23 protein-coding genes are annotated in these 24194 nt (G+C 56.4%); 9 read left to right on the forward strand and 14 right to left on the reverse strand.

The window, feature by feature from the left end:
* Positions 1-10: 10 nt before the first annotated feature.
* Together dsbB and nhaB are read right to left on the reverse strand one after the other, a co-directional pair.
* Positions 11-541 (reverse strand): disulfide bond formation protein DsbB, encoded by a 531-nt coding sequence (gene dsbB, locus AAIE04_RS12750; protein WP_004932277.1) that lies wholly within the window; start codon positions 539-541, stop codon positions 11-13.
* A 120-nt stretch (positions 542-661) separates the two neighbouring features.
* Positions 662-2227: a sodium/proton antiporter NhaB gene (nhaB, locus tag AAIE04_RS12755; protein ID WP_063918474.1), complete on the reverse strand. Its 1566-nt coding sequence runs from the start codon at positions 2225-2227 to the stop codon at positions 662-664.
* A 243-nt stretch (positions 2228-2470) separates the two neighbouring features.
* Here nhaB and fadR point away from each other — a divergent pair, with 243 nt between their 5' ends.
* Positions 2471-3190, forward strand: a complete 720-nt coding sequence (fadR, locus tag AAIE04_RS12760; protein WP_025159802.1) for a fatty acid metabolism transcriptional regulator FadR — start codon at positions 2471-2473, stop codon at positions 3188-3190.
* A gap of 62 nt (positions 3191-3252) precedes the next feature.
* On the opposite strand, the gene AAIE04_RS12765 is transcribed toward fadR, so the two are convergent.
* Positions 3253-4788: a SpoVR family protein gene (locus AAIE04_RS12765; RefSeq protein ID WP_019452781.1), complete on the reverse strand. Its 1536-nt coding sequence runs from the start codon at positions 4786-4788 to the stop codon at positions 3253-3255.
* A 301-nt stretch (positions 4789-5089) separates the two neighbouring features.
* On the opposite strand from AAIE04_RS12765, the gene zinT reads away from it, so the two are divergent.
* The gene (zinT, locus tag AAIE04_RS12770) at positions 5090-5740 is read left to right on the forward strand and encodes a metal-binding protein ZinT (RefSeq protein ID WP_063918472.1); all 651 of its coding nucleotides are present in this window, start codon (positions 5090-5092) and stop codon (positions 5738-5740) included.
* A gap of 46 nt (positions 5741-5786) precedes the next feature.
* Here zinT and AAIE04_RS12775 read toward each other — a convergent pair whose 3' ends face one another.
* Positions 5787-6104 (reverse strand): antibiotic biosynthesis monooxygenase family protein, encoded by a 318-nt coding sequence (locus tag AAIE04_RS12775; RefSeq protein WP_019452779.1) that lies wholly within the window; start codon positions 6102-6104, stop codon positions 5787-5789.
* A 541-nt stretch (positions 6105-6645) separates the two neighbouring features.
* On the opposite strand from AAIE04_RS12775, the gene AAIE04_RS12780 reads away from it, so the two are divergent.
* The gene (locus AAIE04_RS12780) at positions 6646-7950 is read left to right on the forward strand and encodes a D-amino acid dehydrogenase (RefSeq protein WP_025159801.1); all 1305 of its coding nucleotides are present in this window, start codon (positions 6646-6648) and stop codon (positions 7948-7950) included.
* Positions 7951-8027: 77 nt separating this feature from the next.
* A complete protein-coding gene (dadX, locus tag AAIE04_RS12785) occupies positions 8028-9101 on the forward strand; it encodes a catabolic alanine racemase DadX (RefSeq protein WP_025159800.1) in 1074 nt (357 codons plus the stop codon).
* 7 nt (positions 9102-9108) lie between these two features.
* Here the strand turns inward: dadX and AAIE04_RS12790 are convergent, their stop codons facing one another.
* The 3 genes from AAIE04_RS12790 to AAIE04_RS12800 all read right to left on the reverse strand — a co-directional run bounded on the left by AAIE04_RS12790 (position 9109) and on the right by AAIE04_RS12800 (position 11730).
* Positions 9109-10302 carry a multidrug effflux MFS transporter gene (locus AAIE04_RS12790; protein WP_498056232.1) on the reverse strand — a complete coding sequence of 398 codons (1194 nt, stop codon included), beginning with the start codon at positions 10300-10302 and terminating at the stop codon, positions 9109-9111.
* A 78-nt stretch (positions 10303-10380) separates the two neighbouring features.
* Positions 10381-10941 carry a 3'-5' exonuclease gene (locus tag AAIE04_RS12795; protein WP_498056231.1) on the reverse strand — a complete coding sequence of 187 codons (561 nt, stop codon included), beginning with the start codon at positions 10939-10941 and terminating at the stop codon, positions 10381-10383.
* 306 nt (positions 10942-11247) lie between these two features.
* Positions 11248-11730 (reverse strand): hypothetical protein, encoded by a 483-nt coding sequence (locus tag AAIE04_RS12800; protein ID WP_063918468.1) that lies wholly within the window; start codon positions 11728-11730, stop codon positions 11248-11250.
* A gap of 225 nt (positions 11731-11955) precedes the next feature.
* Between AAIE04_RS12800 and AAIE04_RS12805 the strand changes: the two genes are divergently transcribed.
* Positions 11956-12249, forward strand: coding sequence for a hypothetical protein (locus tag AAIE04_RS12805; protein WP_063918467.1), 294 nt, complete (start codon positions 11956-11958; stop codon positions 12247-12249).
* Positions 12250-12521: 272 nt separating this feature from the next.
* Here AAIE04_RS12805 and AAIE04_RS12810 read toward each other — a convergent pair whose 3' ends face one another.
* Positions 12522-12698, reverse strand: coding sequence for a GhoT/OrtT family toxin (locus AAIE04_RS12810; protein ID WP_025159799.1), 177 nt, complete (start codon positions 12696-12698; stop codon positions 12522-12524).
* 870 nt (positions 12699-13568) lie between these two features.
* Between AAIE04_RS12810 and AAIE04_RS12815 the strand changes: the two genes are divergently transcribed.
* Positions 13569-14258, forward strand: coding sequence for an alpha/beta hydrolase (locus tag AAIE04_RS12815; protein ID WP_498577073.1), 690 nt, complete (start codon positions 13569-13571; stop codon positions 14256-14258).
* Positions 14259-14469: 211 nt separating this feature from the next.
* Here AAIE04_RS12815 and AAIE04_RS12820 read toward each other — a convergent pair whose 3' ends face one another.
* The 3 genes from AAIE04_RS12820 to yeaG form a co-directional block, all read right to left on the reverse strand.
* Positions 14470-14700 carry a hypothetical protein gene (locus AAIE04_RS12820; protein WP_019452768.1) on the reverse strand — a complete coding sequence of 77 codons (231 nt, stop codon included), beginning with the start codon at positions 14698-14700 and terminating at the stop codon, positions 14470-14472.
* Positions 14701-15037: 337 nt separating this feature from the next.
* Positions 15038-16306 (reverse strand): YeaH/YhbH family protein, encoded by a 1269-nt coding sequence (locus tag AAIE04_RS12825; protein ID WP_019452767.1) that lies wholly within the window; start codon positions 16304-16306, stop codon positions 15038-15040.
* Positions 16307-16437: 131 nt separating this feature from the next.
* Positions 16438-18372, reverse strand: a complete 1935-nt coding sequence (gene yeaG, locus AAIE04_RS12830) for a protein kinase YeaG (RefSeq protein ID WP_019452766.1) — start codon at positions 18370-18372, stop codon at positions 16438-16440.
* A gap of 426 nt (positions 18373-18798) precedes the next feature.
* On the opposite strand from yeaG, the gene AAIE04_RS12835 reads away from it, so the two are divergent.
* Entirely contained in the window at positions 18799-19563 is a 765-nt protein-coding gene (locus AAIE04_RS12835; protein WP_498577074.1) for a MipA/OmpV family protein, read from the forward strand.
* 94 nt (positions 19564-19657) lie between these two features.
* On the opposite strand, the gene AAIE04_RS12840 is transcribed toward AAIE04_RS12835, so the two are convergent.
* Positions 19658-20533 (reverse strand): D-hexose-6-phosphate mutarotase, encoded by an 876-nt coding sequence (locus AAIE04_RS12840; RefSeq protein WP_498577075.1) that lies wholly within the window; start codon positions 20531-20533, stop codon positions 19658-19660.
* Positions 20534-20617: 84 nt separating this feature from the next.
* Positions 20618-21613 (reverse strand): glyceraldehyde-3-phosphate dehydrogenase, encoded by a 996-nt coding sequence (gene gapA / locus AAIE04_RS12845; RefSeq protein WP_004932222.1) that lies wholly within the window; start codon positions 21611-21613, stop codon positions 20618-20620.
* 347 nt (positions 21614-21960) lie between these two features.
* Here gapA and msrB point away from each other — a divergent pair, with 347 nt between their 5' ends.
* Both msrB and AAIE04_RS12855 read left to right on the forward strand, forming a co-directional pair.
* Positions 21961-22374 carry a peptide-methionine (R)-S-oxide reductase MsrB gene (msrB, locus tag AAIE04_RS12850; RefSeq protein WP_019452764.1) on the forward strand — a complete coding sequence of 138 codons (414 nt, stop codon included), beginning with the start codon at positions 21961-21963 and terminating at the stop codon, positions 22372-22374.
* A 63-nt stretch (positions 22375-22437) separates the two neighbouring features.
* A complete protein-coding gene (locus AAIE04_RS12855; RefSeq protein WP_498577076.1) occupies positions 22438-22710 on the forward strand; it encodes a YeaC family protein in 273 nt (90 codons plus the stop codon).
* Positions 22711-22752: 42 nt separating this feature from the next.
* On the opposite strand, the gene chiD is transcribed toward AAIE04_RS12855, so the two are convergent.
* Complete coding sequence (chiD, locus tag AAIE04_RS12860) at positions 22753-24030, reverse strand: chitinase ChiD (protein ID WP_498577077.1); 1278 nt, start codon at positions 24028-24030, stop codon at positions 22753-22755.
* Positions 24031-24194 lie beyond the last annotated feature (164 nt).

Raw genomic sequence — 24194 nt, forward strand, 5'->3', positions numbered from 1 at the left:
TATGTACCGATCAGCGGCCGAACAGATCGCGGCGGCGTGGGCGAACAAACTGTGCGATCAACACGATCAGCGCCACCAGCAGGTAGGCGCCGAAGATGCCGACCAGCCATTGCGGCATTTCCAGGGTCAGGAACTGCCATTGGCGCACGGAACAGTCACCGGAGGCGTGGAACACCGCCGGCAGCCATTTGTCCAGCGGCAGCCACGAAGGGAAGCTGACGAAGAAATCGCAGGTATTGAACGGCGAAGGGTGCAGTTGGATCATGGTGTGCTTCCACGCCAGCTGAACGCCTTCCCAGGCGCTGTAGATCCACAGCAAGATCGCCGCGTAGCGCAGCGGGGTTTTCGGCGCGATGGCGCCCACCAGCGAGGCGCCGAGGATGCCGAACAGTGCGCAACGCTCGTAAATGCACATGACGCAGGGCTGCAGCAGCATCACGTGCTGGAAATAGAGCGCGACCAGTTCCAACACCAACGCTGTCAGGGCCATCAGCAGCCAGGCGCCGCGTCCTTGTGAACAGCGGTTAAAGAATTGCAACATATCTAGATTCTTCCATGCAGTAAGCAATTGAACCGGCAGTGTAAACCAATTCATCTTCGCTGCCAGCCACCTGGGCCGGTTTCCGCGTAAAAATAGTCGGTTTACTCTGCCGGCGCCGCATCAGTGGCCGATAGCGTCGAGAGGAGGCAGCGTCAGCCAGTGCCACTGCGTCAACAGTTCGGTCGCCGGCTCCAGCGTGAACTGTACGCACAGCAGGCCGACCACGGTCAGCACCACCGTATACGGCAGGGCCATCCACACCATGCGTCCATACGACAGGCGCACCAGCGGCGCCAGCGCCGACGTCAGCAGGAACAGGAACGCCGCCTGGCCGTTCGGGGTAGCGACAGAAGGCAGGTTGGTACCGGTATTGATGGCGACCGCCAGCAGTTCAAACTGTTTCAGCGCAATGGCACCAGACTCCAGCGCGGCACGCGCCTCGTTGATGTAAACCGTGCCGACGAACACGTTGTCGGAAACCGACGACAGCAGACCGTTGAACAGGTAGAACAGCGAAAGCTGAGAGGCGGGCTCGGCGCGCAGCACAAACTGGATCACCGGGCTGAACAGGTGCTGTTCGATGATCACCGCAACGACGGTGAAAAACACCGTCAACAGGGCGGTGAACGGCAGCGCTTCCTGGAACGCTTTGCCGATGGCGTGTTCATCGTTCACGCCACACAGCGAGGTGGCGAGAATGATCACCGACAGGCCGATCAACCCGACCTCGGCCAGGTGGAAGGCCAGCGCCAACACCAGCCAAACGCCGATCAACGCCTGCATCACCAGCTTGAGTCGTTCTTGCTTGCTGCGGCCTGCAGTGGCCTTGCGGTCATACTCTTTCAGCACCTCGCGCACTGCGTCCGGCAGCTGCACGCCGTAGCCAAACAGACGAAAACGCTCTACCAGCCAGCAGACCAGCAGGCCGCACACCAGCACCGGCAAGGTGACCGGCGCCATACGCAGGAAGAAGTCGATGAAGCCCCAGTCCGCGCTCTTGGCGATGATCAGGTTCTGCGGCTCGCCCACCATCGTCATGACCCCGCCGAGCGCGGTGCCGACGCCGGCATGCATCAGCAGGCTGCGCAGAAAGGCGCGGAATTGTTCCAGCGTCTGTTTGCGCTCTTCGCCGGTGAAATCGCTGTCGTCGCCGATGTCGCCGTCGGGGCGATTTGAGGTCACGTTGTGATAGATGGAATAGAACCCTGTGGCGACGCTAATTACCACCGCCACGACCGTCAGCGCGTCGAGGAAAGCGGAAAGGAAGGCGGCGGCTAGGCAGAATGCCAGCGACAACAGCGTTTTCGAGCGGATGTTGAGCAGCAGTTTGGTAAATACGAACAGCAGCAGCTGCTTCATAAAGTAGATGCCGGCTACCATAAAGACCAGCAGCAGCAGCACTTCCAGATTATGTTCGATTTCCTGCGAGACCTGGGCCGGGCTGGTCATGCCGATGGCTACCGCCTCCAGCGCCAGCAGGCCGCCCGGCAGCAACGGGTAGCACTTCAACGCCATCGCCAGGGTAAAGATGAACTCCACCACCAGCAGCCAACCCGCGATAAACGGACTGGCGAAAAAGAACACCAGCGGGTTGATCGCCAGGAAAATAATAATGGTCAGTTTGTACCAGTCGGGAGATTGCCCCAGGAAGTTTTTGAGCAGGGCGCTGCGCAAGGTTGTTTCCATTGTCCTTTATGCATCCTTAAATCAGTCGTAGCACGTACCCTAACAACGCGGCGGGGGCGGGCGCAACCGGAGCTTGTTTTACGGCGGTAAATTTCTTGCAACCGGTGTTTTTGCGCGTTTTTTGCCACTTTATGCACACTTTCGTTTATTGTTTTTCGCTCACGCTATGTCATGTCTGTGTGATCTGGTATGATGAGCTGATTACTTTTACTGAATTTATCGTCGCAACGGAACGTCAAACACATGGTCATAAAGGCGCAGAGTCCTGCCGGTTTCGCGGAAGAGTACATTATTGAGAGTATTTGGAATAATCGCTTCCCCCCTGGCTCTATTTTGCCCGCGGAGCGTGAGCTTTCGGAGTTGATTGGCGTCACGCGCACCACATTACGTGAAGTGTTGCAACGTCTTGCCCGCGATGGCTGGTTGACCATTCAGCATGGCAAACCGACCAAAGTGAACAATTTCTGGGAAACGTCCGGCCTCAACATCCTTGAGACCGTAGCCCGTCTCGATCACAAAAGCGTCCCGCAGCTGATCGATAATCTGCTGTCGGTACGCACCAATATCGCGTCGATCTTTATTCGTGCCGCGGTGCGCAATCATCCGGAGCAGGCGCAGGAAGTGCTGGCGAAGGCCGCCGAAGTCGAAGATCAGGCGGATGCGTTCAATGTGCTGGATTATGAAATCTTCCGCGGTCTGGCGTTTGCTTCCGGCAACCCGATCTACGGCCTGATCTTCAACGGGTTGAAAGGGCTGTATACCCGCGTGGGCCGTTACTACTTCTCCAACCCGGAAGCGCGCAAGCTGGCGCTGACCTTCTACAGCAAACTGTCCACGCTGTGCCATGAGAAGATGTACGACCAGGTGATGGATACCGTGCGTAATTACGGTAAAGACAGCGGGGCGATTTGGCAGAGCATGCAGGGCACCATGCCAAGCGATCTGACCGAAGCGCGCCGCTGATCGCGTGCGAGCGAAATAATAAAGGGCGCCTTTCGGCGCCCTTTGTCGTTATGGCACCGCAGTTACTGCGGCGTAGGCCGCGGCGGGCAACGATCGAGCAGCTCTACGCTGCCGTCTTCGTTTTGCTGCTCGAGGATCACGTCGAAGCCCCACAGGCGATGCAGATGTTTCAACACGTCGCGGCGGCTTTTATCCAGCGGCGCGCGTTCCTGCGGAATATAACGCAGGGTCAGCGAGCGGTCGCCGCGCAAATCCACGTTCCAGATCTGAATGTTCGGTTCGTGGTTGCTCAAATTGTATTGCGCCGACAGCTCCTGGCGGATCGCCCGGTAGCCGGCTTCGTTGTGGATCGCGGCGATTTCCAGATAGTTGTTGCGATCGTCGTCCAGCACGGTGAACAAGCGGAAGTCGCGCATCACTTTGGGCGACAGGAACTGGCTGATGAAGCTCTCGTCCTTAAAGTCACGCATGGCGAAATGCAACGTGTCCAGCCAGTCTTTGCCGGCGATGTCCGGGAACCAGTAGCGATCTTCTTCGGTCGGTGATTGGCAGATGCGCTTGATGTCCTGGAACATGGCGAAGCCCAGCGCGTAAGGGTTGATGCCGTTATAGTACGGGCTGTTGTACGGCGGCTGGTACACCACGTTGGTGTGGCTGTGCAAAAACTCCAGCATAAAGCGTTCGGTCACCCGGCCTTCGTCGTACAGATGATTGAGGATGGTGTAGTGCCAGAAGGTGGCCCAACCCTCGTTCATCACCTGAGTCTGTTTTTGCGGGTAGAAATATTGGCTGACTTTGCGCACGATGCGCAACACCTCACGCTGCCAAGGCTCGAGCAGCGGCGCGTTCTTCTCGATAAAATAGAGGATATTTTCCTGCGGTTCACTCGGATAGCGGCGCGCCTGCTCCGGCGACTCTTCGCGCTCGACGCGCGGCAAGGTCTTCCACAGCGTGTTCACCTGGCTCTGCAGATACTCTTCGCGGCTTTTCTGGCGCGCTTTCTCTTCCACCAATGAAATCTTTTGCGGGCGTTTGTACCTGTCGACGCCGTAATTCATCAGCGCGTGGCAGGAATCCAGCAGCCGTTCCACCTCATCGACGCCGTAGCGCTCTTCGCACTGGCTGATGTAGTGGCGAGCAAACAGCAGATAATCGACGATAGAGCTGGCATCAGTCCAGCTGCGGAACAGGTAGTTGTTCTTGAAGAACGAGTTGTGGCCATAGCAGGCGTGCGCCATCACCAGCGCCTGCATGGTGATGGTGTTCTCTTCCATCAGGTAGGCGATGCAGGGATTGGAGTTGATGACGATTTCATACGCCAGCCCTTGCTGGCCTTGCTTGTAGCGCTGCTCGGTTTCGATGAACTTTTTGCCGAAGGACCAGTGGGTATAGTTGATCGGCATGCCGACGCTCGAATAAGCGTCCATCATCTGCTCGGAGGTGATCACCTCGATCTGATGGGGGTAGGTGTCGAGCCGGTAATGCTTGGCGACGCGGTCGATCTGCTCCAAATACACCTGCAGCAGTTCGAACGTCCAGTCCGGTCCATCGCTCAGCCGTTTATCATCCTTAACCTTTTCATGTGTTGAAGTAGTCATCAGCGCACCCTCATTATTCACGGGCCTCGCTCAAACGGCAGGCCCTGTAACAAGCATAGTTCAAGTCATAATTAACCGTTGCAAATCAGTGAAATAAAAATGCCGGTACGCAAGGGAGCGAACGGCGGTCGATCCGGCGCCGCGTCCGTCCCGGCAGAAGCCCCGCGCTTCTTCTCCGAGTATAGCCCTGCGGCATGGGGGCGCAATAGCTTGCTTACAGCGCCAGAAGGATTGAAAACTGTTATGTTATATTGTAACTTCCTGTTTTTCTCAATTCTCAATGACGGACAAGGAGCGCATTTTGGCGAGGCATTTTGGCAAACTGGCGGTGGCGCTGGCGGCGATGTTCATAAGCGGACAGGCGGTCGCCCACGGGCATCATTCACATGGCAAACCGCTGACGGAAGTGGAAAAAAGGGCGGAAGCGGGCGTGTTCGACGACAAGGACGTCAAAGATCGCGACCTGGCCGACTGGGAGGGGGTATGGCAATCCGTCTATCCTTATTTGCTCAATGGGGAGCTTGACCCGGTGTTCAAGAAGAAAGCGACGCAGGATAACAGCAAGAGCTTCGCCGAAGTGAAGGCGTATTACCGCAAAGGGTACGCCACTGATGTGGATACCATCGGCATTGAGAACGGCGTCATGGAGTTTCACCGCGGAGATCAATCCAGCGCCTGTCAGTATAAGTACGCCGGGCATAAGATCCTGACTTATGTCTCCGGTAAAAAGGGCGTGCGCTATCTGTTCGAATGCCAGGATGCCGACAGCCAGGCACCAAAATTCGTGCAGTTCAGCGATCATATTATCGGCCCGCGCAAATCGGCGCATTTCCATATCTTTATGGGCAACACGTCGCAGGAGGCGCTGCTGAAAGAAATGGATAACTGGCCGACCTACTACCCGTTCCAGCTACAGACCAAAGAGGTCGTGGACGAGATGCTGCATCACTGACGCCGGTCTGTCTCACAGTCACAAACCCGCACGGGTGGGCTTGTGCTCAGTCAAACGGCCTGATTTGCAGATAATCATCCGTAACCTCCAGTTCAAATAACGTTTCATCCGTCAACAACGCTGCGCGCATTCTCTCCCGGGCTTGCCGATAGCGTTCCTCCAATTGAACGGCACCGGCGCTTTCCCATGCGGCGCGGCTTGGCCACTGCGCATAGCCGATAAACTGCCCGCCCGCATCGCGATGCAGGCGCGAACCGAGACTGCCGCGCTGCAGATAGATACCCTGAGTCAACTCAAGCCAGGCCTGGCGAAAGGCTGATTCGTGTCCGGTTTTGACTGAGAATCGGTAGATAGCGATAAACATAATAGGCACTCCAGAATAGCGATAATGTGAACTCTAGGATCTGCTCGACGGCATAACGGTTCATATCGTGCTGAGCGATGAAAAGAGGGGGATTGGCGCCGGGGTGAGCGGCTGCTCAATTCAATAGCAACAATGTGGCTATTATTGGCTGAAATTTTACGCGACTTTTCTGCTGCGGAGGCAAGAGTCTGGCTCTGTCTGTTGTGTTGGTTATTCGTATTTTATTGGTGTTTTATTCTGTTTATATGTTGGCTGATATTTTTATATTCTGTTAAAACCATGTTGCTTATCACGCCTTTATTTGGTGCTGTCACTGACAGCATTGCTAGCGATTCAGCGTCGACCTCGTGTTATAATCCCCCATGAACCGCATCTTATCGCTATTTACTGGCGGCTATTGCAAATGCCTGGCCTATCGACGATAAATTAATTGTGAATATTGTCACGTTTGATGATGAAGTTGTTGGACGGATTTTTTCACTGAGTTAATTTCCTGTGAGCAGAAGATTATGCTTTGTGAAGCCTTGAGCTGGAGTCAGCGATGCGAGTGGTAATTTTAGGTAGTGGAGTGGTGGGCGTAGCCAGTGCCTGGTATTTGGCGAAAGCGGGGCATGAGGTGACGGTGATCGATCGTCAGCCCGGCCCGGCATTGGAGACCAGCGCGGCGAACGCCGGGCAGATCTCACCGGGCTATGCTGCCCCCTGGGCGGCGCCGGGCGTGCCGCTGAAAGCCATCAAGTGGATGTTCCAGCGCCATGCGCCGTTGGCGGTCCGCCTCGACGGCAGCAGCTTCCAGCTGAGCTGGATGTGGCAGATGCTGAAAAACTGCAATACCGAACACTACATGACCAACAAAGGCCGCATGGTGCGCCTGGCGGAATATAGCCGCGATTGCATCAAAGCGCTGCGCCAGGAAACCGGCATCCAGTACGAAGGGCGTCAGGGCGGCACGTTGCAGCTGTTCCGTACCCAACAACAGTTTGAAAACGCGGCGAAAGACATCGCGGTATTGGAAGATGCCGGGGTGCCTTACCGGTTGCTGGAGGCCAACCAGCTCGCCAGCGTCGAACCGGCGCTGGCGCAGGTGGCGCACAAGCTGACGGGCGGTTTGCAGTTGCCTAACGACGAAACCGGCGATTGTCAGCTGTTCACGCAGCAATTGGCGAAGATGGCAGAGCAGGCGGGCGTGACCTTCCTGTTCAACCGCAGCGTCGATCGCCTGCTGGTGGAGGGCGACAAGATCGCCGGCGTGCAGTGCGGTGAAGAGGTGTTCAAAGCCGATAGCTACGTGGTGGCGTTCGGGTCTTACTCTACGGCGCTGCTGCGCGGCCTGGTGTCTATCCCGGTTTACCCGTTGAAGGGCTATTCGCTGACCATCCCGATCGCTGATGAAACGGCGGCGCCATTCTCTACGGTACTGGATGAGACGTACAAAATCGCCATTACCCGTTTCGACCAGCGTATTCGCGTCGGCGGTATGGCGGAGATCGTCGGTTTCAATACTCAGCTGGAGCAAAAACGGCGCGAAACGCTGGAGATGGTGGTGCGCGATCTCTATCCGAACGGCGGCAGAGTGGAGGACGCGACGTTCTGGACCGGGCTGCGCCCGATGACGCCGGACGGAACGCCGATCGTCGGCCGCACTTCGCTGAAGAATCTGTACCTCAACACCGGGCATGGCACGTTGGGCTGGACGATGGCCTGCGGTTCCGGGCAGTTGCTGTCCGATCTGATGTCTGGCATTACGCCGGCGATCCCTTCCGATGATCTGGCGGTGGCGCGCTACAGCGCCGGGTTTCGCCAGCAACACGCGGTTCCGCTGAGCGACGTGCATCCCGCACGCTAATCGCCCGATTCGATTATAGACTTTCCTGGCCACGCGCAGGCGCGCGTGGCCGCTGTATGCTGCCCCAAGGAGAAGCGATGCCCCGTCCGATAACTGCCACGATGCATCTCGGCGCGATTGAAAACAACCTGCAGGTGGTGCGCCGTTTCGCCCCCGGCGCCAAAGTCTGGGCGGTGGTTAAAGCCAACGCCTATGGCCACGGCATCAAACACGTTTGGCGCAGCATGGCGCAAACCGACGGTTTCGCCATGCTGGATCTGGCCGAAGCGGTGCTGCTGCGTGAGTCCGGCTGGCAGGGGCCGATTCTGCTGCTGGAGGGCTTTTTCCAACCGCAGGATCTGGCGCTGCTCGACCGTTATCGCCTGACGACGGCGGTGCACAGCGACTGGCAGTTGGCGGCGATCGCCGACGCCAGGCTGAGCGCGCCGCTCGACGTCTATTTGAAAGTGAACAGCGGTATGAACCGGCTGGGATTCGCACCCGAACGGCTGCACGAGGTGTGGCGCAGGGCGCAGGCGGTTGCCAACATCGCCGAGCTGACGCTGATGAGCCATTTCGCCACCGCCGACGGTCCGGAAGGAGTGACCCGGCAGATGGCCACCATCGAGGCGGCCGCCGCCGATATACCGCTGCCGCGCTGCCTGGCCAACTCGGCCGCCACGCTGTGGCATCCTTCGACCCACGGCAGCTGGGTGCGCCCTGGGATCATTCTCTATGGCGCCTCGCCGAGCGGTTGCTGGAGTGATGTGGCGTCGACGGGGTTGCAGCCGGCGATGACGCTGAGCAGTGAAATCATCGGCATTCAGCAACTGAAGTCTGGCGATCGCGTCGGCTATGGCGGCCGTTACAGCGCCGCCGGCGCGCAGCGTATCGGTGTGGTGGCCTGCGGTTATGCCGACGGCTATCCGCGTCATGCGCCGACCGGTACGCCGGTATGGGTGGATGGCGTACTGACGCGCACCCTGGGAACAGTATCGATGGATATGCTGGCGGTAGATTTAACGCCCTGTCCACAAGCCGAATTGGGCGCCGAAGTCGAGCTGTGGGGGAAACGCCTGCCGGTGGACGAAGTAGCCACGGCGGCAGGGACGTTAGGTTATGAGCTGTTGTCGGCGTTAGCGGCGCGGGTGCCGGTCGTCACCGAAGCCTGAGACGGGCTCAGGCGACTTTTCTGATCTGTCCTTTAATCTGCTTGCTGAGACGCCGCGCGTGCAGCGCCAGCAGGCAGCCTACCAGCATAACCAACGCCAGCGACAGTTTCGGTTGCAGCGGCAACGCCATCGCCACCAGACCCAGCGCGGCGCCGCCCGCCATCTGCACGAAGCCGACCAGCGCAGACGCGACGCCGGCCTCATTGGAGTAGGGTTCCAGCGCATAGCTGGTGGCCGGGCCCATCACGAACGCCAATCCGGCGCAGGCGCTGGCGACCGGCAGCATATATGCCAGCCAATGCGCTTGCGCCGCCGCAGGCAGCAGCATGACGCCCAGCAGCAGCCCCAGACAGCCCAATCCCATCAGCATGCCACCGATCGCCAGGCAAACCGGGCGGCCGACTTTGTGGATGATGCGGTTGGCGAAGAAGCTGACCAACATGATCCAGAAGCCGTTGGCGCCGAACACCAGCGAGAATTGCAGCGGGGTCAGGCCGGCGGTGCCCATCAGCACATTGGGGGCCAGGGAAACGTAGGTCAACGCCATGCCCATCGCCCCGGAATTCACCACGGCAAAGGAGAGGAAACGCCGTTCGCTGAGGATGCGTGCGTATTGGCGCACCGGCAGCCCTTTGACCGGCACGGTATCGACGGGGCGGGTTTCAGGCAGATACAGCGCGATGATCGCCAATACCAGCAGCGCGTAGCCGACCAGGAACCAGAAAGGCGCGCGCCAGCCGAAGGCCTCGGCGAGCAGACCGCCGAGCAGCGGCGCCAGCGCCGGGATGATGTTCAGCGTGCCGTTGAGGAAGCCGAACGCGCGAGCGGCATCGTCACCATTCAGGCGATCGCGTACGCCGCTGAAGGCGACGACAGCGGTGCAACAGACCGCTACCCCTTGCAGCAGACGCGAGGCGATGAAAACGGTCGGGTTGCTGGCCAGCGCCGCCATCGCCGCACCGAGCATGTAGAGAATAATGCCGGCCAGCGCCACCGGTTTGCGGCCGTAGTTATCCACCAACGGACCGGCGATGACCTGGCCGAGACCGAGCACCAAAATAAACAGTGAAATGGTGGATTGTATCAGCGCTTCACTGCTGCCCAGGCCGACGGCGATGGCGGGAATGGTCGGCAGATAAAGGTCGATGCCTAATGGGCCAAGCAGCACCAGGCTGAGAAGCATAAACAGAAACTTTTGCATAACAAGAAAGGCACGTCCGAGTGACAAAGAGGGCTAGAGTAGAGATTCTGGCGGCAAATGAAAAGGGGCAAAGCGCGGTCAACGCTGCGCTGCCGGGCGGTAATAGAGCGCCGAGACGGTGTCGGCCACGTAGCGGGCCTGATGGCGGGCGTCGTCCAGCGCGCGATGCGGCATGCCTTCGAATGGGCGGGTCTTTTTCGGGTTAAAGCCGTGCAGTTCCGCCAGCGTGATCACTGTGCGCACGTCCTGTGTATTCCAGAATTTCCACGGGCAGGGCATTTCCAACTGCTGGAAGGCGTGTTCGAGGATCGCGCAATCGAACTCTTTGCCGTTGCCCCAGACTTTCACCGTGTCGGTGCTGTTCATATGGATAAAGCGGCTGAGGCTGCTCAGCACGCGTTTCAGGCTCTCGGTGCCGCCGAAGGCCTGCTTGCGCGCTTCATCGGACTGTTTCGCCCACCAGGCGACCGTATCCAGGCTGATGGTTCTGCCCGGTTGGTCTTTCTGACTGCTGACGGCGGTTTCGAATTCGGCGCCCAGTTCCCCGGTGCGGGGATCGAAAAACACCGCCGCAACCACCAAAATGACGGCGCTGGGTTTTATATCCAGGGTTTCAATGTCTAACATCAGATGGTGCATTGGCGTTTCCGGTGGTGGGTGAGGTTGCCTAATCTTACTACAGAACGTGCGTTGATGCGGCTGGTGCGCACATGAAATCCTTTTAAAGCGCCGCGTTCAGGTTATGATGCTCGGGATACTCTTGTCTGGTTGGTCGCTATCGGTGAGAACGCTTATCTTTATTTTGTGCATGGTCGGCTACTTGCTGTTGCTGGGCTACCTTAGCGTGTTCGTCACAGACAAAATCTGTGAGAAGGCGGGTAACTACACCAAAATATGCCGCATCGTAGACATATCCGAGCCTCATATCCCCAAATAACGCCCTGTTTACCCCAGATAGTCGGTGGTAATCAGCGGGGTCAGAATCGCCGCCAGCGCCGTGAGCGCAGCCCACTGACGCCAGCCCAACCGCGCCAGCCAGTCATGCCGCTGCGGGGGCGTGGCCAGTTGCCCGACGGCCACGGAGCCGGTCAGCAACAGCGTCAGAATCAGCAGTACCAGGCTGCGGCTCAGCAGCGTAAACTCGACATGCAGCACATTGGCGTAATACAGACGCATCAGAATAAAATAGCTCAGCAAGATCCAGGCGAAAATGACGTTTTTCTTGAGCACCTGCTGCAGCATCAGCGCGAGGAACAGGCTGTGAAACAGCGACAGCAGCGGGGCTTCGAACGGATGCCGAACGCAGACGTTGTAAACCGCCATGTAGATGTTAAAAACCAGCAGGATATAGACTACGTAAATATACCAGCCGTAGATCACTTTAAGTTTTTTTGAGTTCGGCGGCAGGGAGAGTGCGTCCGGTTTCATTAAGGCCTCCTGATGACGCCACGCAAATGTTGCGAATGAGGGCGGTGCGCCGGCATCGTAATTTAAAATCCACAGGGTATATATCACCCGGGCGCTAAATGACGATTAAACACAGGATCGGCTTTATTTCCGCGTTGGCCGGGAACTCTTTTTCGCGCTCGGGGTCGATTGACGTGCGAATGTTCGGCGGTTTTTACATCACAGCGAAAGACGTAATACATTGATATGAAAGATTATAAAAACACTTCGGGTACAAAGATCCTGCTGCTGTTCAGCCTGGCGTTTTACACCCTGTTGCCACCGTTGTTGACGGCGGCCGTATTCAACCGTTTCAATCTTAATCCGTTCGCGATCGTCAAATTTTTTCACTTTAACCCGTTTTTGGCCGATCGGGGCATACCCGGTTACCAGACCTTCTGCTACTTGCTGATGCTGTGGTTGGGGGTGAATATTTTGCTGTGGTTGCTGGTATGGGGGGCGGTGCGGATGTATCGGCGCTGGCGAACGCCGCGCGGCTGATATTTTACCAAACGGAAAAAGTTGCGCAGGGAAATGACTTTACATTTAATAATGAGACGCATTATCATTCATATCACCGGTGAGGGGAAAAGGGTTGTCTCCTTCTGTGCCCCCCAAGCCGGCACGACATTGCTCACATTGCTTCCAATTTTTTCATGCCAGCCTTCGTGCTGGCGTTTTTTTATTCCACGCCAGCAGCCGCAACCGCGGCGATCAATCTATTTTCATGAGCAGGCTGTTTAAAGCGAAAGCGCAGCGAGACGTTGGAAGAGTTAGAACAGCGAAAACAGCAACACGACCGGCAGACTCAACGGCCAGGTCAACCCGATGGTCAATGCGCTGATGCATCGAATCTTGACGGTGTCCCTGCTAACCAGATAGGTGAAAACCATAGAAACTAACAGACCAATAAAATAACAGTATTGCGTTGCAACCCACAGCGACGACATGAAACCCGATCCCAGTTGTATTTTTACGCGCGAATTCTAGGAGCTTGGCGGACGATAATCAATGACCCACGGCCGTTAATTCAAACCTTTATCCATAAGAATACATAATTTATTTCTATAAAGAACGTAGGGTTATTAACAGCTTTCTGTTTATTTCGAAAAGAAATCAACAATATAGTTACCGGTAACATTGGTGGGTGAACAAGCCTTCGCCAGAGTGAGACACGGTTAGGCAAGAAAAGGGGCGGTGAGTCACAGAGGAACGCGGTGAAACTGTAATTGATAAAAATTTATGATGTATTTGCGAAGGGTTTGGGTGAGAGGAAGCCGGGTTCGGTGGGCGCGTGTTCTTGCCAGTTGCAGGGGGCGTGTTGTTGGATGAAAGCATGACGCGATTCGGCGGTTTTGAGCGCACCGTGCGGATGCGCTGCCTGCCAGTCAGGAAGGGGCGTGGGTAGCCGCCGTAGGTTTAATGAATGTTAAGACCGTAGACGAACAGCCACGAAAACAGCAGCGCCAGCAGGCACGTCATCAATACGATGGAGATCATTTCCTTCACAACTTCATTCCTTTTCCCGGTGATTCAAATTTACTTCTCTTTGTTTTTGCGCGAGATTTTAGATCGGCATGGGTAAAAATCCTAGTTTTAATCCCATCTTTCGCTCGGCCATTGCGGCCTGCGCCGCTGCGGCCGTTCACGGCGATGCCGGAAAATCGGGCGTGTTAACCCGTCGTAGCTATTGTCGAACGTCGCGAGGCTGACTATATAAAATGGGGAGTGCGCGCAGCGTCGCTGGCAGTACGGCGCCTGCGTAAAGGGCGCCTGCCTATCGGTGTACCGCGCTTCCCTATGAGATAAAGGAGTCGGCAATGAGCTCAAAACCAACTATCGTGCTGGTACATGGATTCTGGGGCGGTGCGGCGCACTGGAGTAAAGTCATTATCGCGTTGTCGCGCAGGGGATATTCGGCGATCCATGCGGTGGAAATGCCGCTAACGTCACTGGCTGAAGATGCGGAGCGCACGCGCAAGATGGTCGCGCAACAAGCGGGGCCGGTCTTGTTGGTCGGGCACTCTTACGGTGGGGCGGTGATCACGGAAATGGGCAACCAGCCCAACGTGATTGGGCTGGTCTATATCGCCGCGTTTGCGCCGGATGCCGGTGAAAGTCCCGGCGGCATTACGCAAGAACATCCTCCGGCGGCAGCCGCGAATTTGGCGCCGGACAGCGACGGTTACCTGTGGATCAAGGCCGACAAGTTCCATGAAAGCTTTTGCCAGGATCTGACTGCTGACGAGGCGCTGGTGATGGCGGTGGCGCAGAAGGCTCCGCTGGCCGGCACCTTTGGCAACGCTATCGGCGACCCCGCCTGGAAACATAAACCGTCATGGTATCAACTCTCCAGCGACGATCGCATGATAGCGCCGGAGAATCAGCGGCGAATGGCGCAGCGGTTGCAGGCCAGGAAAGTGTTGACCTTGAATGCCAGTCACGCCTCGCTGGCCTCCCACGCCGATGAGGTGGCGAGGTTGATTGACGAAGCGGCCGGTTCGAAATAACGCCAGGGCGGGAATGTTATCCGGGCTGTAAAGCGGCTCTGGTGGCAAATTGTTTCTGCGCATCCTGCTTGCGCCGGGTGAAAAACCGGCGCAAGCAGGTTGGCCGTCAGGGATAAACAGGGATATCGCTATCGTAGCTAATTATTAACAGCGCAATCAACACCACGACGGTGGCAATAATGGCGTAGATTTCCGCCTTGCGCATATCGCCCTAGCGTCCGTTAACGCCGATCATTTCGATGGCTGCGCGGTGCAACCGCTGGAAATAATCATCGGGTTGCTTTTCCGCCTCCTGAACAAGACAGCTGAGCAGGTTCTGTTTGGTTATCGGTTTGTTGGCGATCAGCGCCAGCAACACGCTTTTGCCGAGCAGGCAGCATATTTGCTTATGGTATTCGTCAACATCGTGCTGGTTGAGGCCATAGAGGGTGTAATCGATCATGATGTCTAACCTGCTGACCGGTAAAAGCCCGCCACGGCGGACAGAGAAGCCATAGAAAAATAAAGTAAGGCAAATTTCGCTTAGGAAAGGGCTTAAGCGATAAGATAACGATAACTGAATGGGAATATTCCCATCAAGCCGTGCGGACGCGACGGCGAATGTTTAGGAATAACCTCAGAAGAAAGAATAATAGGCAGCGCCATTCGGGATAACGCGGCTTATTATTTCTCGGGTGGCGGTCAAAAATTATACGCTCAGGCTCGGCGATATATCATGGCGAAAAAGAAACAGCCGGGAAACGTGGTTCTCCGGCTGTGGTGGCGTTATTGCAGATTATTCAAACGGTCTGTTTGCGAAACAGTTCGCGGAATACCGGATAGATATCGTCCGGTTCACGGATATGCTGCATGGCGAAGTTGTCGAATTTCGCCTGTAGATCCTCGTATTCGCGCCACAGCGTTTGGTGGGCGCGACGGGTGATTTCGATGTAGCTGTAGTAACGCACCATCGGCAGGAGCTTCTTCGCCAACAGCTCATGGCACAGCGGTGAATCGTCTGCCCAGTTGTCCCCGTCAGACGCCTGCGCGGCGTAGATATTCCACTGCGCCGGGTCGTAACGCTCTTCGACCACTTCACTCATCAGCTTCAGCGCGCTGGAGACAATGGTGCCGCCGGTTTCCTGCGAATAAAAGAACTCCTGCTCGTCCACTTCTTTCGCCTGAGTGTGATGGCGGATATACACCACGTCGACGTTTTTGTAGGTTCGGCTCAGGAACAGATAAAGCAGAATGTAAAAACGTTTCGCCATGTCTTTGGTGGCCTGATCCATCGAGCCGGACACGTCCATCAGGCAGAACATCACCGCCTGGCTGGAGGGCTCCGGCCGGCGCTCGTAGTTTTTGTAACGCAGGTCGAAGGTGTCGATAAACGGCACGCTTTCGATTTTCTTGCGCAGCTCGGCAATCTCTTTACGCAGCCGTTCCTCTTCCAGCAGTTGCACCGGCTCGGTGTTTTCCAGCTGGGTCAGCGCCTCTTCCAGCTCGTGCAACGCGCGTCTTTTGCCGGCGGTCATGGCGGTACGCCGCGCCAGCGAATTTTGCAGTGAGCGCACGACGCTGATGTTGGCCGGCACGCCGTTAGCGGTATAACCGGCGCGATGGGTTTTGAACTCGGTCAGCTGTTTGTACTGGTTCTTTTTCAGGTTGGGCAGGGCGAGATCTTCGAACAAGAGATCGAGATACTCATCTTTGGAGATCTGAAAAACGAATTCATCCTGGCCTTCACCGTCCTGGCTGGCGTTACCCTGGCCGCCGCCACCGCCCGATCCGCCCTGAGGTCGCTCGACGCGATCGTTCTGCACAAAATGGTCGTTGCCCGGGTGAACCCGATGGCGCGTGCCGCCGCGCCCCTGATGAAACATCGGTTCGTTGATATCGTCAGTGGGGATGGATACCGACTCCCCGCTGTCCACGTCGGTGACCGAACGCTTGTTGATGGCTTCGGCAATCGACTGTTTGATTTGCGACTTGTAACGGCGCAAGAAGCGCTGGCGATTCACCATGCTCTTGTTTTTGCCGTTCAGCCGTCGGTCAATGAAATAGGCCATACTTCCCCCAAACGACGTTGCCAACTCTTCATGTCCCGACCGCGACAGCGCAATGTGCAGCCCCTCCGTGGGCTGCGCTGCTACGGCCATAACTGCGGACATGGCCCTGATAATGCCGCTTACCTGAGGCGTTATGAGGATTTTCTGACCCGCAGATACCATTCACACAGCAGGCGCACCTGCTTGCGGGTGTAACCTTTCTCCATCATGCGATCGACGAAGTCGTCGTGTTTTTTCTGCTCGTCCGTCGAGGTTTTGGCGTTGAACGAGATCACCGGCAACAGCTCTTCGGTATTGGAGAACATTTTCTTCTCGATCACGGTGCGCAGCTTCTCGTAGCTGGTCCAGTTCGGATTGCGGCCGTTGTTATTGGCGCGGGCGCGCAGCACGAAGTTCACGATTTCGTTGCGGAAATCTTTCGGGTTGCTGATGCCGGCCGGTTTTTCAATTTTTTCCAGTTCGGCGTTCAGGGACTCGCGGTCGAACAGTTGACCTGTGTCGGGATCGCGATACTCCTGATCCTGGATCCAGAAGTCTGCGTAGGTCACGTAGCGGTCAAAAATGTTTTGGCCATATTCCGAGTAGGATTCCAGATAGGCAGTCTGGATCTCTTTGCCGATAAACTCGGCGTATTTCGGGATCAGATAGCCTTTCAGGTGTTCCAGGTATTTCTCCGCCAAATCCTGCGGGAACTGCTCGCGTTCTATCTGCTGCTCCAGCACATAGAACAGGTGAACCGGGTTAGCCGCCACCTCGGCGTGATCGAAGTTGAACACCCGCGAGAGGATTTTAAAGGCAAAACGGGTGGAGAGGCCGTTCATGCCTTCGTCAACCCCCGCATAGTCGCGGTACTCTTGATAGGACTTGGCTTTCGGATCGGTGTCTTTGAGGCTTTCGCCGTCGTACACGCGCATTTTCGAGTAAATGCTCGAGTTTTCAGGCTCTTTCAGCCGCGACAGCACGCTAAAGCGCGCCAGCGTTTCCAGGGTGCCCGGCGCGCACGGCGCGTGGGTCAACTCGCTGTGATCCAGCAGCTTATCGTAGATCTTGATCTCTTCCGACACGCGCAGGCAGTAAGGCACCTTGACGATATAGACGCGGTCGAGGAACGCTTCGTTGTTCTTGTTGTTGCGGAATGTCACCCACTCGGATTCGTTGGAGTGCGCCAGAATAATGCCGTTGAACGGCAGGGCGGAGATGCCTTCGGTACCGTTGTAGTTGCCTTCCTGGGTTGCGGTCAGCAGCGGATGCAGCACCTTGATAGGCGCCTTGAACATCTCGACGAATTCCATAATCCCCTGGTTGGCGCGGCACAGGGCGCCGGAGTAACCGTAGGCGTCCGGATCGTTCTGCGCGTGGTTCTCCAGTTTGCGGATATCCACTTTACCGACCAGCGCCGAGATGTCCTGGTTGTTTTCATCGCCCGGCTCAGTTTTGGCGATGGCGATCTGTTCCAGAATGGAAGGGCGCACTTTCACCACTTTAAACTTGGTGATGTCGCCGCCGAACTCATGCAGACGTTTCGCCGCCCACGGCGACATGATGGTGCCGAGGTAGCGACTGGGGATATTGAACTCTTTTTCCAGGATCGTGGCGTCTTCCTGCGGATTGAACAGGCACAGCGGATGATCGTTGACCGGGCTGCGTTCGCCATTGGCGCTAAGGGTATAGATAGGCACGCGCTGCATCAACGCCTTCAGACGTTCCGCCAGCGAGGATTTACCGCCGCCCACCGGGCCCAGCAGATAAAGGATCTGTTTCTTCTCTTCCAGGCCCTGCGCGGCGTGTTTCAGGTAAGAGACGATCTGTTCGATGGCCTCTTCCATGCCGTAGAACTCTTCGAAGGCCGGATAGCGTGCGATCACGCGGTTGGAGAACAGGCGCGACAGGCGTGATTCTAGCGCAGTGTCGACCATCACAGGTTCACCGATAGCCATCAGCAGACGTTCGGCCGCGTTGGCATAGGCACTGCGATCTTGCCGGCAAATGGTAAGAAATTCCTGCAGTGTGAACTCTTCGTCCTTGGCAGCTTCATAGCGCTGGCGATAGTGGTCAAATATGTTCATGATGCCCGTCCTTTTGTTATTAGCACAGGTTAAAGAGAGCGTGTGATAGTGTTCTGGCTCCCGAAAGATGAGAATACGCCTAAGTACAGCAACCCGTATGCCAACTTGGTGCGCTTATTATCGCGAGTTGCGCTGTATGCCACTGGGCTCAGGATAAATTCACCTTCTGATTTAAGCTTAGTTTGCTTGCCGGAAAATTTCCTGCCGTAGAAAAAGCTTTTTTTAAGTCATATCAATGACTCAGTTATTACTCTGGGAGCCAAATGCCTTGTCTGGCGCGGCCTGCGGCTTGAATCGTCATCGTTCCGCCATGATTAATTCATAATTCCGCTATAAGTTATTCGATCTTGGTCGTTTTCTATTGTAAAGATTAGGCGCGTAACTAAATTTTCACATAAACTGTTGCGGCTATTAACCCTGTAATTTATGGAAAAAGAACCAGTGAAGATTTCAAAACTCAAAACGCTAGCAATTATCGCTTCCGCAATGGTTTGTGCGCAAAGTGCTCAGGCGGGAACCTGGTCACTCGGCGCTGCCGCGCTGGTTAGCCCGGACGCGTATCGTGGTTATCAGGACCGCGTTTATCCGGTGCCCGTCATCGACTATGAAGGTGACGACTTCTACTTCCGTACGCTGACCGCCGGTTACTACCTGTGGAAAGATCAGGAAAACCAGCTGAGCATCATGGGCTACTACACGCCATGGGGCTACCGTCCGGGCGACAGCGACGACGATCGCATGAAGCGTCTCGACAAGCGCCGCGGCACGCTGATGGCTGGCCTGGCCTATTCGCACAACGCCGAGTGGGGTACCCTCCGCACCACCTTTACCGGCGACACGCTGAACAACAGCAACGGGCTGGTGGGCGATTTGGCCTATCTGTACAAGTTTGATCTGGACGCGCTGACGCTGGTACCGGGCGTAGGCGTGATGTGGAACAGCAAGAACCAGAACAAATATTACTACGGCGTCAGTGCCAATGAATCCCGCCGCAGCGGCCTTGATAGCTACACCCCGGGCGATAGCTGGGCGCCGTACCTCGAGCTGAGCGCCAATTACCAGATCAACAAGAGCTGGAACGCCTTCTTCGTCGGCCGCTATGTGAAGTTGTCGGATGAAGTGAAAGACAGCCCGATGGTGGATAAATCCTACACCGGTTTGTTGATGACGGGTGTGAGCTACACCTTCTAATCATGCATCGCACGATTATCGTGCATCGCGTGCATCAAAAAGGGGCGCTGGCGCCCCTTTTGCACATCTGTAGTGCGCCGCCGCGCTCGGTGTATTAGGCCTTCTTGCGGCTGCGGAAGGTGACGCCCAATCGAGCAGGTTGTTCGCCGGCGGCGATCAGCGGTTTGCTCACGCGCCCGGTCTCTACGCAAACCATGGTCTTGTAACCGTCGTTCGGCATGTCCCCCATGCTGCAAGAGAGCTCTACGCCGGGGTTCCAGGCGATAACGTCGCTCATATGGTGGTGGTGAACCTCGATGGTGCGAGCGAGCGCCGGATCGCGGATCAGGCTGAAGGCCTCGGGGCGGGTATAGACGCGGTCGGTTTGGCCGACGAAGGTCACTTCGCCGGTCTGACGCGCTTCGGCGCCGCCCGCCACCTTATCGATATACGGCTCGCCCAGGCCCGCTACGCTGACTCGATCGATGTCGCCGACCTGGAAGTAGCTGTGCAGCGCCGCAGTGGCTTGATAATCGCCGTGCGATTCCAGTTCGATCTCGCACTCTGCACCCAGCTTGAAGCGGGCGATCAGCGTGAAGGCGTGCGGCCACAGTTTGTGGGTCTGTTCGTTGTCTTTCAGCGTAAAGGTCAGGATGACGCCGTTGTCATCTTCATCGTGCGCCGTCAGGCTCCAGGGCTGGTTGCGGGCAAAACCGTGCGAAGGTTGTCCGGCTGGGCCGAACCACGGCCAGCAGATCGGCACGCCGCCGCGGATGGCCTTGCCTTTAGCGAAAGGGGTATTGCTGCTGAGCCAAATCACCGGCTGCTCGCCGCTGGGCTGCCAGGCCAGCAAATGGGCGCCCTGCAGCGCGACGGCTGCGCGCACTTTCGGATGCGACACCACAACCACACCCAGCTCGTCGAGTTGACGTTGGCTGATGTAAGGAGAAATCTGTTCGGAAACGGGCAGGGTGAAAATTTTCTCGTTCATTTCATTACCTTATTGTTTGCCGGAGAGACAAATAAAAAAGGGCGACAAAAATGTCGCCCTTATTATCAGCTTAACATCATGCCATTACTTGGAGATGTGAGCGATCAGATCCAGAACCTTGTTGGAATAACCGGTTTCGTTGTCGTACCAGGAAACCAGTTTCACGAAGTTGTCGTTCAGTGCGATACCGGCTTTGGCATCGAATACGGAAGTCAGCACTTCGCCGTTGAAGTCGGTGGAAACCACGTCGTCTTCAACATAGCCCAGAACGCCTTTCATCGAGCCTTCAGCGGCGTCTTTGATGGCTTTCTTGATTTCTTCGTAGGTAGCCGCTTTTTCCAGACGCACGGTCAGGTCAACAACGGATACGTTAGGAGTTGGTACGCGGAACGCCATACCGGTCAGTTTGCCTTTCAGCTCTGGCAGAACCACGCCAACCGCTTTCGCTGCGCCGGTAGAAGAAGGGATGATGTTCTGGGATGCGCCGCGGCCGCCGCGCCAGTCTTTGTGGGACGGGCCATCAACGGTTTTCTGAGTAGCGGTGGTCGCGTGAACGGTGGTCATCAGGCCTTCAACGATACCGAAGTTGTCGTTGATGACTTTAGCCAGTGGCGCCAGGCAGTTGGTGGTGCAAGAGGCGTTGGACACGATGTCCTGGCCGGCATATTTGTCAAAGTTAGCGCCGCGCACGAACATTGGGGTCGCATCTTTGGATGGGCCAGTCAGAACGACTTTCTTAGCGCCAGCGGTGATGTGTTTACGTGCGGTTTCGTCGGTCAGGAAGATACCGGTCGCTTCAGCAACCACGTCAACGCCCACTTCGTTCCACTTCAGGTTAGCCGGGTCTTTCTCTGCGGTAACACGGATGGTTTTGCCGTTAACAACCAGGTGGCCGTCTTTAACTTCTACCGTACCGTTGAAACGGCCGTGAGTAGAGTCATACTTCAGCATGTAAGCCATGTACTCTGCGTCCAACAGGTCGTTGATTGCAACGATCTCGATGTCAGAACGCTCTTGAGCAGCACGGAAAACAATGCGACCGATACGGCCAAAACCGTTGATACCTACTTTGATAGTCATATATTCCACCAGCTATTTGTTAGTGAATAAAAGGTTGGTTGTAAAATTACAAAAACCTTACCCAGCGTCAAGCGGAATCGTGTCAATTCTTGCGGCAAGTCAAACCGGAAGGGTGGTTTTGCACGCTTATTGCACAGTCCATTTGCGCTCGGCCTTATCCGTATATGGGGACAAGCCGCCAAGTATAAAGTCAGCATGCGCAAGATGTGTGATCGTTATCACATATCATCGTGACGTGGCCTTTATGGGCTACAGTTTAGGCCAAAAAACCCTGCAGTGGTGTTAATTTTTTGTTATTATTAATCATTGTTTTCGTTGACATTATCCACATTCAGAGATAAGCACAAATGGCTAAAGAGACAACCCCCGGTCATCCGGTCACGGAACTGAATGAAATCCAACGTTATGTGACGCAACAGCGCGGCACCGAAGCGCCGTTCAGCGGCAAATTGCTGCACAATAAGCGTGAGGGCGTGTACCATTGTCTGTGTTGTAACCAGCCGCTGTTCTATTCCGAAACCAAATACGATTCCGGCTGCGGCTGGCCGAGCTTTTATGAGCCGGTTTCCGCCGATGCGATCCGTTATCTCGATGATAACTCTCATAATATGCATCGTGTTGAAATCCGCTGCGGCCACTGCGACGCGCACCTGGGGCACGTTTTCCCCGACGGCCCGCAGCCGACCGGCGAGCGTTACTGCGTCAACTCCGCTTCGCTGAGCTTCACCGACGGTGAGAATGGCGACCAAACGGCCGGTTAAGTGGTAATTTAACCAACAAAATCGATTCAGCTAATTATTCATCCGTAAGTGGGAAGGGCTCTGATGGACGTGAAAGATATGATTGCGGCGATGACGCCCGAGATATACCAGCGCCTGGTGCAGGCGGTTGAGCTGGGCAAGTGGCCGGACGGCGTGGCGCTCACGCCTGAGCAGAAGGAAAACAGCCTGCAGGCGGTGATGCTGTGGCAGTCGATGAACAACGTCGATCCGCAACACATGAGCATCGGCACCGACGGGCAGATCGTGATGAAGAGCAAGCAAGAGCTGAAGCAGCAGTTCGTTGCCGAGCCGCTGGTCAAACTCAAACCGCAGTAAGCTGTCCCTAAAGCGGGGCGATGTCGCCATCGCCCCGTCGATTTACCGTTTCTCTCCCTTAACCCCAAGCGATTCCGCCAGCTGTTGCGCCAGCCGGTTGTTGTCGTCCGCGCCGTATTCCCAGAACATCGCACCGCCCAATCCCTGGCTTTTGATGTATTCGGCTTTGATGGCCACCGAACGCGGGTTCTCGTAGGAGATAGCGAACAGCGGTTTGCCTGCGGCGGATTGCAGCGTCAGATAAGGCACTTTGGCGTCGTCATCCCAGTGCTCGCGGAAACGGCGCTGCGGATCGTTGAGCAGTTTGCTGACGATGTCGTGGTATTTAAAGTAAGTGTCTTTGCTGAGATCCAGCCCCAGCGCGTTGAACAGAGCGGTTTCTCGCGCACTGAAATAAGGCTGTGTCACCGGATGTTTGGCGGCGTCCGGCTTGTCCCAGTCGATGCCCGCTTCGGTCGCTCGTTTCGGCACCCGGCCATAAAAACCGATGCCGAGGTTCATCTGCGCCGGTTTTAATCCGGCGGCAAGATAATGTTTTACCACGGAATCGGCGCTGTAGCGGTCGGCGGCGGCCACGGTTGGCCAGCGCTTTGAATCGTACAGGTTGGCATTGAAGTACTGCGTGCCGTAAGCCATGTCATAGGTCATCAGATTGATGTAGTTGAGGTAAGGGGCAATGCTTTTCACATCGACCCATTCCTGCGGGCTGTTGACGTTGGCACCGACGGCGATGGTCAGTAGTTTACCTTTACCCAGTGCCTGGTGAAGCTCTTTCAGCAGCAGGGTGAAGTTGTCGCGGTCTGCCGGCTGGCTTTCCACCAGCCCCCAGGCGCCGTTCACCGGGTATTCCCAGTCCAGGTCGATGCCATCCAACTGATGCTGTGCAATCACCTGTAGCGCGGAGCGGATGAATATCGCCCGGTTTTCTGCGGTGGCGGCTGCGCCGGAGAAGCCGCGAGCCCCCCAGCCGCCGACCGACAACAGGACTTTCAACTCGGGGTTCTGTTTACGCAACACCGGCAGCCGTTGCAGATCGGCCGTTACTTTAGGCGACAGGTAGATCTGGTGCCGGCGCGCGGGATCTTTCAACGCCGCATTGGTTTCATCCTTCTCACCGTTGTAGATCAGGCCAAACGAATAGTTGAGGTGGGTGATTTGCGTCACGTCCAGTTTGTCGATATCACCGCCGGGGCCGGCGGTGACGTCGCCACCGCCGTTGAAGTAGCCGACGGATAGATAGCCTGCCTGCGCCGAGCCGACGCCGGCCATAGCCAACTGCACCGCTGCCAGCAAAGGCAGCAGTTTTCGGGTTAATTTCATGTTTGTCTCCTTGGGTCGGCAAGGCCGACCGTACCGCCAGCGGCGGTCACAATAAAGCCGGGCTCAGCGGGCCCCGGATGCGTATAACCGATTGACGTCAAAAGCGTCGCAGTCATAACAGCAAAAGCGTCTGTCGGTCACAAGCGGCTGGCGGAGAAGAAGGG

This window comes from Serratia sp. Ae19-1 (assembly GCF_059801225.1).

Coding starts and splice junctions, on each gene's coding strand:
- dsbB (WP_004932277.1), bottom strand. CDS start 541: ATGTTGCAATTCTTTAACCGCTGTTCACAAGGACGCGGCGCCTGGCTG.
- nhaB (WP_063918474.1), bottom strand. CDS start 2,227: ATGGAAACAACCTTGCGCAGCGCCCTGCTCAAAAACTTCCTGGGGCAA.
- fadR (WP_025159802.1), top strand. CDS start 2,471: ATGGTCATAAAGGCGCAGAGTCCTGCCGGTTTCGCGGAAGAGTACATT.
- AAIE04_RS12765 (WP_019452781.1), bottom strand. CDS start 4,788: ATGACTACTTCAACACATGAAAAGGTTAAGGATGATAAACGGCTGAGC.
- AAIE04_RS12775 (WP_019452779.1), bottom strand. CDS start 6,104: ATGTTTATCGCTATCTACCGATTCTCAGTCAAAACCGGACACGAATCA.
- AAIE04_RS12780 (WP_025159801.1), top strand. CDS start 6,646: ATGCGAGTGGTAATTTTAGGTAGTGGAGTGGTGGGCGTAGCCAGTGCC.
- dadX (WP_025159800.1), top strand. CDS start 8,028: ATGCCCCGTCCGATAACTGCCACGATGCATCTCGGCGCGATTGAAAAC.
- AAIE04_RS12790 (WP_498056232.1), bottom strand. CDS start 10,302: ATGCAAAAGTTTCTGTTTATGCTTCTCAGCCTGGTGCTGCTTGGCCCA.
- AAIE04_RS12795 (WP_498056231.1), bottom strand. CDS start 10,941: ATGCACCATCTGATGTTAGACATTGAAACCCTGGATATAAAACCCAGC.
- AAIE04_RS12800 (WP_063918468.1), bottom strand. CDS start 11,730: ATGAAACCGGACGCACTCTCCCTGCCGCCGAACTCAAAAAAACTTAAA.
- AAIE04_RS12805 (WP_063918467.1), top strand. CDS start 11,956: ATGAAAGATTATAAAAACACTTCGGGTACAAAGATCCTGCTGCTGTTC.
- AAIE04_RS12810 (WP_025159799.1), bottom strand. CDS start 12,698: ATGTCGTCGCTGTGGGTTGCAACGCAATACTGTTATTTTATTGGTCTG.
- AAIE04_RS12815 (WP_498577073.1), top strand. CDS start 13,569: ATGAGCTCAAAACCAACTATCGTGCTGGTACATGGATTCTGGGGCGGT.
- AAIE04_RS12820 (WP_019452768.1), bottom strand. CDS start 14,700: ATGATCGATTACACCCTCTATGGCCTCAACCAGCACGATGTTGACGAA.
- AAIE04_RS12825 (WP_019452767.1), bottom strand. CDS start 16,306: ATGGCCTATTTCATTGACCGACGGCTGAACGGCAAAAACAAGAGCATG.
- yeaG (WP_019452766.1), bottom strand. CDS start 18,372: ATGAACATATTTGACCACTATCGCCAGCGCTATGAAGCTGCCAAGGAC.
- AAIE04_RS12835 (WP_498577074.1), top strand. CDS start 18,799: ATGGAAAAAGAACCAGTGAAGATTTCAAAACTCAAAACGCTAGCAATT.
- AAIE04_RS12840 (WP_498577075.1), bottom strand. CDS start 20,533: ATGAACGAGAAAATTTTCACCCTGCCCGTTTCCGAACAGATTTCTCCT.
- gapA (WP_004932222.1), bottom strand. CDS start 21,613: ATGACTATCAAAGTAGGTATCAACGGTTTTGGCCGTATCGGTCGCATT.
- msrB (WP_019452764.1), top strand. CDS start 21,961: ATGGCTAAAGAGACAACCCCCGGTCATCCGGTCACGGAACTGAATGAA.
- AAIE04_RS12855 (WP_498577076.1), top strand. CDS start 22,438: ATGGACGTGAAAGATATGATTGCGGCGATGACGCCCGAGATATACCAG.
- chiD (WP_498577077.1), bottom strand. CDS start 24,030: ATGAAATTAACCCGAAAACTGCTGCCTTTGCTGGCAGCGGTGCAGTTG.